Here is a 12,167-nt window from a genome sequence, read left to right as displayed (position 1 = left end):
TGCACAGTTGCCTTTATTGCCATTGTTTATAAAGCTAAGCGCATATCGTCGCAAGATCATTTCTCTAACGAACTGTATTATGCTTATTATGATGAAAACTACTTTTCTTTCATTTTAACGAACCGTATTAGCACTGTAGGTTGATTTATAGGGTGTCATGAGTCAATTTTCTCAAAATAAAGATTCTGGAGTTCGTTACAATTTTAATCCATAACAAATGGTTTAATTAAGACCTACTGGTTTCGTTATCTATATGGATGATAAGGGGAGGACGTCGTTCTGCCTAAGCTCCATCAAAAAAGCAGGAGCTGTTCCAAGCGTAGATCAATCTACGCTTAGAACAGCTCCGTTTACGCCTCGGCTTAAAGTTGTTTCAAAAACTCAACAATCGTCAGAAGTCCCTTGTCAAAGTTCTCAAGGTTGAAATGCTCATTAGGAGCATGCAGATTTTCGTCTGGAAGCCCGAAGCCCATCATGACGACAGGAGCGCCTAATACGCGGGAGAATGTCTCGACGATTGGAATCGAGCCGCCATCCTTCGTGAAGAGCGCGCGAGTGCCATATACTTTTTCGTAAGCATCGGCTGCCTTTTGGAGCATTGGATTGGATGGATCCATGTCGAAGGCACGAGCTTTTTCGCCGCGTTTTATAATGAGCTTTGCACCGGACTGAACATGCGATTCCAGATGAGTTACAATACGCTCTAATATTTGAGCCGGGTCCTGATCGCCAACTAGACGACAAGTGATTTTGGCGTGAGCTTCTTTTGGAATGACCGTTTTCGAACCTTCGCCTTGAAACCCTCCATAAACGCCATTTAGTTCAAGAGTTGGCCTTGCACCTGTTCGCTCAACAAAGGAATATCCTTCTTCCCCGTACAAGGCGTCAAGATCGAGATTTTTTCTTAATTCTTCTTCATTATGATTTTGCTTTAGGAACTCTTCACGCATAGAAGCGGAAAGCTCTGGCACACCTTCATAGAAACCTTCGATTGAAACTCTGCCTTGATCATCATGCAACGAGTTCAGCAAGGAAATCATGGCGTGAAGGGCGTTCGGAACGCCGCCGCCGAATGAACCCGAATGCAGATCGGTATTGGCAGTAAGTATCGTTACTTCAAGGGAGCACAGTCCGCGCAGCCCAGTAGAAATAGCTGGTTTTCCTTTTTCAAGAAGCGATGTATCTGAGATGACAATGACGTCAGCCTTCAGCTTATCCGCATTCGTCTCCATAAAGGCCGGCAGATTAGGGCTTGAAATTTCTTCCTCGCCTTCAATACAAAACTTAACGTTGACTGGAAGCGCATTTTCTTGGTTTAGAAGCGCCTCAACCGCCTTTACATGCAAGAAAAGCTGGCCTTTATCATCGGTTGCACCACGAGCATATAATTTGCCATCGCGGATGGTTGGCTCAAATGGAGGAGTCTCCCAAAGGTTAAGCGGATCTACAGGCTGCACATCATAATGGCCGTAGATAAGTACTGTCGGTTTGCCTGGTGCATGGATATGCTCGGCGTACACGATGGGATGCCCAGCGGTAGGATGGATCTCCACATTCTCAAGACCAGCCTTCTCTAATTTGGCTGCAACCCATTTGGCTGCTTCGTTCATGTCATTTTTATGAGTGGATAAAGCTGAAATACTCGGGATCGTCAAAAACTGCTTCAGCTCATCCAAATGTTGTTCTCTTAGGTTCTGAAAATAGGATTCATAGCTCATTGGATAGTTGCTCCTTACATTTGGTATAGACTAAGTATACGTCTACAAGTGAATAAGTAAAACAGCTGCAAAATTTAATTCGTGTATTGCGGGCAGCAAGCTGCAAAAATAGTGGAAAGCAATCTGTTATCCGCGCTTATAAATAATTAGTATCCAGTAAAGAAATAAATTGTTTGGCCGCAGGGGAAAGATGCTTATTCCTATGATAGACATAACTAATTCCTCTATTGAATTTTACTCCTTTAATGTTCACCTTCACCAATAAGCCGCTTTTGATCTCCTGTTGGATAGCAAAGCTAGAAACAATAGATACCCCAAGCTCATGAATAACCCCTTGTTTAATTCCTTCTAAATTGCTAATTTCCATTTGTGTAGGAAACTCAAGCCCGTACTCAGCAAATTTTTTCTCTAAGTAAATGCGTGTTGCTGATTTATCGGGTTTAATAATTAATGTTTCGTTGACCAAATCTTCGAGTGTGCACTCTTGTTTATGGGCAAGCGGGTGCAAGGGGTTCACAATTAAGACAAGCTCATCCTCGTAAAAGGTTTTACGCTGAAAACGGGATTCATCGATTTCAATACGATCAGAAATAATTAAAAACTCTACTTTGTTGGATTCCAACATATGAACAAGGTGATTTGAAGCTGTAATGTTCATGTTTATTTTAATCTGCGGAAATTTTTTGGTATAACCTCTAAGGATCATAGGAAGCAAATAAACGCCTACAAAATTGCTCGCACCAAACGATAAAGTTCCGTATGATAAGTCTTCCAGCTGCTTAATATGGTCTTTGGCTGTATGAAGCAGGTTTATAATTTGCTCTGCGTATGGTTTGAAATTTTCTCCCTGTTTCGTCAAATAAAGCTTCTTGCCAATTCGATCAAATAGAGGAACGCCAAGCTCTTCTTCTATACTTTGAATTTGCATACTTACCGATGGTTGTGAGCAGTAGAGAATTTCCGCTGCTTCTGTAAAGTTTAAGCATTCTGTTAGCGTAATAAAGGTCTGAAGTTTATTGATATTCATTTCCACGACACCTTTCGACTTATCATTTAAAATCAATCTATAACAAAACGTTATGGTTATTCAAAGTTAATCAAATTGTATTATATTTTCCGGTTTTATAAAATGAAAACGGTAACATTATTAGTTTGAGGAGGATGCAAGATGAGTGAAGTCTCGCGAGATGTAGAAAATGAGACTAAAAAGCCGCCTATGAAGAAAAAAGGGAAGCTTGAAGAAGGAATGCAAAGATTTGGTATTCCACTTGCACTTATTGTGGGGCTGCTTTTGTTCTTTATGCCTACACCGGAAGGCATGAGCTTAGAAGCCCAAAGAGCAATTGCAATATTTACAGGTGCATTGATTTTATGGATTACGACTCCGCTGCCTATTTACTTAACATCTATCCTCGCTATTTTGCTTCTTCCGTTAGTAGGAGCAGTTGAAGATCAAGAAGTGGCATTCGGTACGTTAGGATTTGATGTGATCTGGCTGATGGTTTCCGCATTCATCCTCACTTCCGCCATGATAAAATCAAATTTGGGTAGACGCTTATCCTTATGGATGGTCACGCAGTTTGGTAAAACGCCAAAAAAGACATTGTTTTTATTAATCGTTATTAATTTTATTTTAGCTTTTTTTGTTCCTTCAACTACAGCAAGAGCTACGCTCATGGTGCCTATATGCTTGATTTTATTAGAGGTGTATAAAGCGCTGCCGGGTGAGAGCAATCTTGGAAAAGTAATGATGCTTCAAGGCGTGCAAGCAGATGCGCTTGCTACCTCGGGTGTTATGACCGCTACTTCTGGCAATATCATAGCTGTTGGTTTCATTAATGAACAAGCGGGCGGCGATATTGGTTATATGGATTGGCTTCTCGCCTCTATGCCAACTGCAATTATTACGATGATGATTACGTTCTTCATTGGTTTAAAGCTCTTCTCCATCAAAAGTGAAGCCCACTTCGATCATGCGAGGGGGACGTTAAAAAATGAATTGCTAAAATTAGGTTCCTTTTCTTTAGATGAGAAAAAGGCAGTAACGATATTCCTCCTTACTGTGGCATTATGGGCTACAGGAGATTACCATAACGCTTGGTTTGGCTTTGAACTCAGTACAGAACAGACCGCTGTACTCGCAGCACTTCTCTGTTTGCTTCCAAGGGTAGGTTTGTTGACCTGGAAAGAAACGAACATCAAATGGGAGCTCATGATTTTTGCAGCAGGTGCTTATGCAGTAGGTAATGCATTGGATAAATCCGGCGGCGCAGAATGGATTATTGGAAAAGTAGTCGCTGCGCTCGGATTGGAGAGCATGAATCATGTTTGGGTATATGTCGTTGTCGTATTCCTTAGCATGTACAGCCATCTTATATTTACGAGTAAAACAGTGAGGGTCACTATATTAATACCAGCATTCATCGCTTTAGCAAAAACGCTCGGTATGGACCCTGTGCCTCTCGCATTAGCAGCAGCTATGACCATGACTTATACCATTACACTTCCGCCGCATTCGAAGGTAAATACGATTTATTTTGGAACAGGATACTTCTCCGTGTTGGATCAAGTGAAATATGCGGTAGTTACTTGTTTTGTCGGAGCATGCGTAATTAGCTTGGCAATCTTTACTTGGTTTAAAGTAATCGGAATATAGAGAGAGCAGGAGGGAGCCATATTGAACAGAAAAGTTATATTAGCTATTGCAGATGGAATAGGAGATCTTCCACATCCTTTGCTTGAAAACAAAACGCCATTGGAATATGCAGATACACCTAATCTAGATAGATTAGCTTCTGCGGGGGTTACAGGCATCATGGATTTGATTAGCCCTGGCATTCCAGTAGGCACTGATATGGGGCATCTAATTTTGTTTGGTTATCAACCTCATCATTATCCGGGACGCGGGCCAATTGAGGCTTTAGGAATTAACATGGATGTTCTTCCGGGCGATATCGTGCTGAGGTGCAACTTTGCTGCAGTGGATGAGAACGGGATTGTCGTTGATCGCAGGGCAGGAAGGATACGCAATGGAACAGAAGAGCTTGCTGACGCGATTAACGGGTTAGAAATAATGGGAGTGAGCATTTATTTCAAACCGGCTACAGAGCATCGTGCTGTACTTATATTAAGAGGAACTGGGCTCAGTGATCAAATCAGCGATTCAGATCCGAAAGCGCCAAACGATGGCTGCCCATATCATACTATAGTCTCGCTTGATTCCTCGGCGGAGTCCAAACGAACAGCGATGGTTCTAAATTTGTTTCTTCATAAAGCGCATGTCATCTTATCCAATCATCCTATTAATGTAGAGCGTATGAAACAAGGGGAATTAGCAGCTAATTTTATTCTCACGCGAGGAGCTGGACAGATGATTCAGCTTGATCCCATAACCGATGCTCTTCAAATGAAGGGCAGCTGTATTGCTGGAGAGAGTACCGTCCTTGGCGTTGCCAAATTGGCTGGCTTTAAACCGGTAACAGATAGTAGAATGACAGGAAATATGGATACGGACATTGTACTAAAAGCTAAGCTGACACTTGAAGAAATTTCTGAAAATGATTTTGTATTAGTGCATCTAAAAGCACCCGACGTTAAGGGGCATGATAATAAACCGTTTGAAAAAGCAAAAGCAATTGAATTGTTTGATCAAATGGTAGGGATTATAGCGCAGGGAATATCTGAAGATGTATATTTGGCTGTGGCGGCTGATCATTCTACCCCTTGTGAAATCGGTGAGCATACCGGCGATCCCGTGCCTATTTTAATCAATGGACCTAGTATTCGAATAGATCGAACCAAACAATATAATGAATTAGATTGTGCGTATGGAGGATTAGGGCGTCTAACTGGACATGGGTTTATTCAAACATTGCATGGATTAATTGGACGAGTGAAAAAGCAGGGTAATTAGGGTAGGATGAGAAGATCAATTTTATTCACAAAAGCAAGGCGAAGCGACAGTTATAATCAAATATTTACTGGTATAAAGGTTAAGCCACGTTTCCGAAACGTGGCTTTCTTTTTCTTTATTTATATCCATGCGCAGCAGCCTCAAAATGCTGCTGCTTTTTATTCAGTGGTTAATGCGGCAGACGCGGGCTATCTTGATCTCATCCGTAAAAGCAGCAACTATTTTAACTCGATTATGGTCGTAGATGAATCAGTACGAAGCAGCTCATCGTATTTATCAATGAGCCTTTATATGACGAAAAAGGAATCTATCGCGGTTTTATTGGCGGGATATTCCTATTTTCCGGAAAATAAATGGGGAATTGCAGTATATTCCGAAATGAGTACGATCCATGCACGATTAAATATCCAAATCCGTCAGATTTTGCTTTATTCGCTTTTACCATTTATTCTATTAATGCTCGCAACGATGATCGCGGAAGTGAAAAGTGAGTATTTGTATTCATTTAATAGAAATCATTAGATTTGAATGAACGTATAAAAGAGGTGAAGATATGATTTCAATAGGCCTTGCAGGATGGGGCGATCATGACCAGCTGTATGTTCCAGTTAGCAAAGCGGGCAGCAAGCTGCGGCAATATGCAAAACATTTTCCGGTAGTAGAGGTAGACAGCACTTTTTATGCCATACAATCTAAAGAGCGATTCAGCAAATGGCTGGCAGATACGCCGGAATCCCTTCACTTCGTCGTTAAAGCTTATCAAGGGATGACCGGACATCAGCGCGGGCCTACCGTGCCGGCTTCGGAGACAAATGAAATGTTCGGTGCATTCCGGCAAATGCTGGAGCCCGTGATGGAGACAGGCCGATTGACAGCAGCCTTGTTCCAGTATCCGCCGTGGTTTGATTGTACAGCAGCCAATGTGCGAATTCTGCGGGAGACGAAAGCAAGAATGAATGGCATTCCTTGCGCGCTGGAATTTCGTCATCAAAGCTGGTTTACACAGGAGTACTGTGAGAAAACGCTGGATTTTATGAGGCAGGAGCAGTGGACGCACAGTGTTTGTGATGAGCCGCAGGCAGGAATAGGTTCCATACCGATCGTTCTCACAGCAACCGATGCACAATCAACTATTGTGAGGTTCCATGGACGCAATGTGTCTGGTTGGAATCAAGCCGGTGCGCCGAATTGGCGCGAAGTTCGTTATTTATATCGCTATAGCGAGGAAGAGCTGCAAGATTGGGCGAATAAGCTGCGGCTGCTGGAGCAGCAGAGCGAGCATATTTACGTCATTTTTAACAACAATTCCGGAGGGGACGCAGCAGACAACGCGAAGCGGATGATGGAGATACTGGGACTGACTCGCCCGAACGGCGAAAGTCCGAATGAGCCGCCGCCCCCGATTGTCGAGCAGTTGGATTTATTTTAGATTGACGAATCTACACTTTAATAAAATTTGAGTACGCTGAGTAGGCGGGGGGACTGTTTATGAGAACGATCAATGTGTATCACTATGACGCATTCAGCAATATTCCAAACATGGGAAACCCTGCAGGAGTCGTATTTAATGGTGATGATCTCTCCGAAGAGCAGATGCTGACCATCGCAGAAAAAGTAGGCTTCAATGAGACGGCATTTCCCCTGAAATCGGATATGGCTGATTTTCGAATTCGTTATTTTACGCCAGGCCATGAAATAAATCTTTGTGGACATGCAACGATGGCAACCATTTACGCGCTGCAAACGAAAGGGCTGCTGGATCATCCTTCAGCATTCACGATTGAAACAAAAGCAGGAGTATTGCCGATAAAAATCGATTTTGAAGCAAATGGTAAACCTCTTATTACGATGCGGCAAGCCTCTCCTCAATTTCAGCCATTCCATGGTTCTTTATTGGAGCTGGCTCATTCTATGGGCATCGATGAAAGTGAGATCGAGACGGAGCTCCCCACTGTGTATGGAAGTACCGGTGCGTGGACCTTATTAATTCCTATAAAAAACCTGAGCACTTTCAGTAAAATGAAGCCAAACAATTCGTTGTTTCCACATATTTTAAAAGAAATGCCAAGAGCGTCCATCCATCCGTTTTGTTTAGAAACATACGATGTAAATGCACAGATGCATGCCCGTCATTTCTCATCGCCATTTTCAGGAACGATTGAAGATCCCGTAACAGGTACGGCTTCTGGTGTAATGGGAGCATACTATGCGAAGTACATAGATAAAAATTCTGAAAAATCAATTCATCTTGTCGTTGAACAAGGGCAAGAGATTGGCCGCAATGGCAGAGTTGGTGTATCTGTAACGAGGAATGTTGATCAGCTTGATATCGAGATTACTGGCAACGCTATTTATGTTCATGAATTTGAGATACAACTACCTAAAACAGCAGTGATAGATTGAGGGTGCATTTAATAGATGTATAAACATATAATATTTGATTTTGACGGCACACTAGTAGATTCAACGTCGGAAATTATGATCGTTTATAACGAATTAGCAGTAAAATATAATTTTAAAAAAGTAAATCATGAAGAATACAAATTATTAAACCATCTATCATTAAAAGAACGGTTTAAAGCTTTAAACGTTCCGATGTATAAGATCCTTTTGATTAGAAAAATAGGAAAGGAATTTAAGGAGCGCTATAAACAGCATCTTAACTCGATATTATTTATTGATCAGATGAGAGAAGTGGTAAATGCTCTTCAAAATAAAGGTTATAAAATCGCAATTATTACATCGAACTCTGCAGCGAATGTCTCTAATTTTTTACATACTCAAAATTTCAAGGGTATCCATGAAGTTCGATCGTCAAATGGACTATTCGGAAAACACCAAACGCTAAAAAAATATTTGAAAGATAATCAATTAAATCGTGAAGATGTAATTTATATCGGTGATGAAACACGGGATATTATTGCATGCAAGAAATGCGAAATCGATGTCATTGCAGTGTCTTGGGGATTGGATACAAAAGAATCATTGCTGGCAGAGAGTCCGAATTATATAGTCGATCAACCGCATGAAATTAGGGAGATCTTAATAAAATAGAAGAAAAAATTATTGAAAATTAATAAAAAGATACGTAATTTTAAGTATGAGAATTATCCAATCGATACCGATATAAAAATTTAAACTCGAGGCGAGCATTACGAATTATTGCGTGGTTATCAACGAACCAGCGGATGGCTTACATGGTAAGTCAATAAATAACGGACATTAAACCAGGGGAGATGAGAGTCTCCTCTGATTTGCATGCTTACTGCCATGCCTGTTCATAGGTTACTTTTAGGTTACTAAGTAAAAAGAAATTGCGTACTTCATATTTATATATTGTTGTACTATTATTAGCCTTATAAGGCTTAAGCAGATGAATAAAGAAATGATTCCGACATTCGTGGAAGCGTTATCATGATATTAACCAACCATGCTATACCATTTTAAATTACGATAAAACTGACGAGGTGAACGAAATGAAAGTTGTTGTGACAGGAGCTTCGGGCAATGGAGGTCAGGCCGTATGCAAAGCATTGGCCCAAGCTGGTTATACCGTTCGGATGGCAGACGTTATGCCCCCTCAGTCTGATGATTTGAAGCAGCTTGAGTTTGTTAGATGTGACATTAGGACGCCAGGCGATGTACAGCGTGCGGTAGAGGGCATGGATGCCGTTGTTCACCTAGCAGCATGGCATTGTGCACACAATCCGCCAGTTAGTGATGAAACTATTTTTTCTGTTAATGTCGATGGTACGTTTTATCTATTAGAAGCATGCAAGCAAGCTGGCATAAAAGCGATTGTCTATGCCTCCTCGATGGCATTCGGATGGGGCTCGGTTTATGGAGTAAGTAAAGTCATCGGGGAAGACCTCTGCAAGGCTTATTATGAAATGACAGGCGCATCGATTGCAATGCTTCGTTATCATGAATTTATTCCTCGGCCATATTTAGAGTTTGGGGAACGATTGCTTCGCAATGGGGTAGATAGACGGGATGTGGCGGCAGCTACAGTGGCATCGGTCAAAGCAGCTTTGGAAAAGAAGATTGGGCTATTTCGCACAATTGTACATACCAATCATCATATGCCGCAAGAGGTTGTTCAAAACTTCAGCGAGCTTGGCGCAGAATGGTGTGAGACACAAGTGCCGGGTGCAAGCCGCCTGTTGAAGAAGTATGAGTTGACGCTGCCAAAACAAGTTGAGCAGCATGATCTGTCGGAGGCAGAGAAGATGCTTGGATGGAAACCGGCATACGGTTTTCTTGAGTTTTTGAGAGACTTAAAGAGCAGAGATGAAAAAGGGATTGACGTTGCTAATCTGTGGGTTCCTTCGGAAATTCCAGCGTTAAATGAATAGGTTGAATAGTGAAAAGCAGCGCTGTCTGAGGATAGCGCTTGAATAAGAAAATGCCATATTTAGGCGTACAAGAGGTGGTCCCTGCAAGCGCGGGGCCATCTTTTTTTATGATTTTTTTGATTTCATGACATTTTCATTTATTTGGCGTATTATAATGAGCGTGCTTAACCATAGCGAAAAGAAGGAGTTGAGTTCTGTAATGGATAGTCGAAGTAGCGCCGAACCCGAGCCAAGCTTGTTGCAGGGGGAAGTCATGAACAAACCAATCTTCAGAAGATTGATTACTGAACTGAAGGTCAACTCTTTTGTATGGCAGGGGCATTTCTGGCTTCCTCATTAATCTGAGGAGGTTGTAACCATGTTGAATATTTATATTACTGACGAGCACGGAATACTGAAAGAAACGGATGAGATTACTTCAGGATGCTGGGTCAATCTTGTAGCACCAACGGAGCAAGAAATGAATCTAGCAGCTGCTAAAGCACAAATTCCTTTGGATTTTATAAAGGACCCATTAGATGAAGAAGAACGATCAAGGATTGAAAATGATAATAGCAATGTGCTTATCGTTGTAAATCTGCCATTGGTTTCGACGGATGACAAGGGTATTCCCATGTATGATACGATTCCACTAGGGATGATTATAGCGGACGATTGTTTTATTACAGTGTGTCTAAAAGACAACCCGATTTTCCACGTTTTTGCACAAAATAAAATAAAGCAATTTTACACGTACAAAAAAACAAGATTTTCATTTCAAATTTTATATTTGATAGCGACTTCATATTTGAAGTACCTTAAGCAAATTATTAAAATGACAGACGAAATAGAGAAAAAATTGCATCAGTCGATGAAAAATAAAGAACTTTTTTCGTTATTGAATATGGAGAAAAGCTTGGTCTATTTTACAACCTCATTAAAGTCAAACAACATCGTCATGCAGAAAATGCTGAAAAGCAAATACATGAAAATGTATGAGGATGACCAAGAATTGCTAGAGGATGTCATTGTAGAAAACCAACAGGCTATTGAAATGTCTGAAACGCATACGACGATATTAAGCGGTATGATGGATGCTTTCGCATCGGTCATCTCCAACAATCTGAATATTGTTATGAAGTTTTTGACATCGATTACGATTATTTTATCTCTGCCTACGATGGTCGCAAGTTTCTATGGGATGAACGTTAAAATTCCGTTTCAGGATTACCCTCATGCCTTTTTTATCGCGATGACCATTTCTGTTATTTTATCGAGTGTCACAGCCGTTATCTTCTGGAAGAAGAGGTTTTTCTAAACTATAGCCGCTTTTAATGAAGTAGAGGCTGTTCTAAACGTAGATTTATCTACTTTTAGAACAGCCTCTTTTGGGATTAGATGAGCTTATTTAATGAACTGGAAGCAGCGAATCAATGAATTCACTAATCTGCTGGTGATATTCATCCCAGAGATAGTCTTTATTCTCAATGATTAGTTTTGGGATGTCCCACGCATTAACAATCGCACGGACAAAGGACTGACTCTGTGACCACACCTCTGCAGCTTGTTTGAAATCCTCATCTGTATGCAGGGAGACAGGACCCCATTCATTTCCTCTTACGCTGCAAATAAACCGCCATTGTTTCTCAACATCCACTTGATAATAGTAAATAAGGCTAGGTGCCAGTGGTGCCAGTATCTGCTGTAGGGAAGAAGAGAAAGCGAGAAGCTTCTGTTTATCCATGCCCATGAGATGAGCGACACTAATGGTGTCTTGAAGAAACACACTTTCAATAATAATGACATCATGGGCACTGTTTAGCTCAGCTTGAACAAAGTCAAGATAACGAGTGGTGAGAAGCTGTATGAACTGATCTGCTTCTGCTTCATTTGTGAAAGAACTGAACTCCGGTCCTTGTAAGAGCAGGGGATGTAGTGCTTCCTCTTCTAAAAAACACCTTGCTGCTACTTGTTTTGAATTTAGTTTATCTAAAATGGATTTAGCTGTTGTCGTTTTTCCAGAGCCAGGAATACCGTCAATAATAATTAATCTTTTTTGTTTACTCATGTACAGATCCTCCCTAAATTTAAAATGAATAAGGACGGATCATTCTTGGTTTCAGACAGCAAAAATTGAAATTAGCGTTCATTTTCACTTGTTTACCTCCAAACGTTTGGATTCTAACATTAGATTCGCTTCGT

Annotated in this window: 12 protein-coding genes; 9 read left to right on the top strand and 3 right to left on the bottom strand. The window is 41.1% G+C overall.

What is annotated here, in order from left to right:
• Positions 1-362: 362 nt before the first annotated feature.
• Positions 363-1,718, bottom strand: a complete 1,356-nt coding sequence (locus tag MHH56_RS28815; protein WP_339205054.1) for a dipeptidase — start codon at positions 1,716-1,718, stop codon at positions 363-365.
• 136 nt (positions 1,719-1,854) lie between these two features.
• On the bottom strand, positions 1,855-2,745 hold the full coding sequence (locus tag MHH56_RS28810) for a LysR family transcriptional regulator (protein WP_339205053.1): 891 nt from the start codon (positions 2,743-2,745) through the stop codon (positions 1,855-1,857).
• A gap of 141 nt (positions 2,746-2,886) precedes the next feature.
• Between MHH56_RS28810 and MHH56_RS28805 the strand changes: the two genes are divergently transcribed.
• The 9 genes from MHH56_RS28805 (at position 2,887) to MHH56_RS28765 (ending at position 11,283) form a co-directional block, all read left to right on the top strand.
• Positions 2,887-4,374, top strand: coding sequence for a DASS family sodium-coupled anion symporter (locus tag MHH56_RS28805; RefSeq protein ID WP_339205052.1), 1,488 nt, complete (start codon positions 2,887-2,889; stop codon positions 4,372-4,374).
• Positions 4,375-4,395: 21 nt separating this feature from the next.
• Positions 4,396-5,631, top strand: a complete 1,236-nt coding sequence (gene apgM, locus MHH56_RS28800; protein WP_339205050.1) for a 2,3-bisphosphoglycerate-independent phosphoglycerate mutase — start codon at positions 4,396-4,398, stop codon at positions 5,629-5,631.
• A 6-nt stretch (positions 5,632-5,637) separates the two neighbouring features.
• Positions 5,638-6,153: a hypothetical protein gene (locus MHH56_RS28795; RefSeq protein ID WP_339205049.1), complete on the top strand. Its 516-nt coding sequence runs from the start codon at positions 5,638-5,640 to the stop codon at positions 6,151-6,153.
• Between the two features lie 31 nt (positions 6,154-6,184).
• The gene (locus MHH56_RS28790) at positions 6,185-7,060 is read left to right on the top strand and encodes a DUF72 domain-containing protein (protein WP_339205047.1); all 876 of its coding nucleotides are present in this window, start codon (positions 6,185-6,187) and stop codon (positions 7,058-7,060) included.
• Between the two features lie 59 nt (positions 7,061-7,119).
• Entirely contained in the window at positions 7,120-8,034 is a 915-nt protein-coding gene (locus MHH56_RS28785) for a PhzF family phenazine biosynthesis protein (protein WP_339205045.1), read from the top strand.
• A gap of 15 nt (positions 8,035-8,049) precedes the next feature.
• Complete coding sequence (locus tag MHH56_RS28780) at positions 8,050-8,685, top strand: HAD-IA family hydrolase (RefSeq protein ID WP_339205044.1); 636 nt, start codon at positions 8,050-8,052, stop codon at positions 8,683-8,685.
• Between the two features lie 422 nt (positions 8,686-9,107).
• On the top strand, positions 9,108-9,986 hold the full coding sequence (locus tag MHH56_RS28775; protein WP_339205043.1) for an NAD(P)-dependent oxidoreductase: 879 nt from the start codon (positions 9,108-9,110) through the stop codon (positions 9,984-9,986).
• A gap of 199 nt (positions 9,987-10,185) precedes the next feature.
• Positions 10,186-10,326, top strand: a complete 141-nt coding sequence (locus tag MHH56_RS28770; protein WP_179089775.1) for a hypothetical protein — start codon at positions 10,186-10,188, stop codon at positions 10,324-10,326.
• Between the two features lie 18 nt (positions 10,327-10,344).
• Entirely contained in the window at positions 10,345-11,283 is a 939-nt protein-coding gene (locus MHH56_RS28765) for a magnesium transporter CorA family protein (RefSeq protein WP_339205042.1), read from the top strand.
• 90 nt (positions 11,284-11,373) lie between these two features.
• Here MHH56_RS28765 and MHH56_RS28760 read toward each other — a convergent pair whose 3' ends face one another.
• Positions 11,374-12,033 (bottom strand): hypothetical protein, encoded by a 660-nt coding sequence (locus tag MHH56_RS28760; protein ID WP_339205041.1) that lies wholly within the window; start codon positions 12,031-12,033, stop codon positions 11,374-11,376.
• Positions 12,034-12,167 lie beyond the last annotated feature (134 nt).

The sequence above is a fragment of the Paenibacillus sp. FSL K6-3182 genome (genome assembly GCF_037976325.1).
Taxonomy (GTDB): domain Bacteria; phylum Bacillota; class Bacilli; order Paenibacillales; family Paenibacillaceae; genus Pristimantibacillus.
This window is presented reverse-complemented; position numbering and strand designations above follow the sequence as displayed.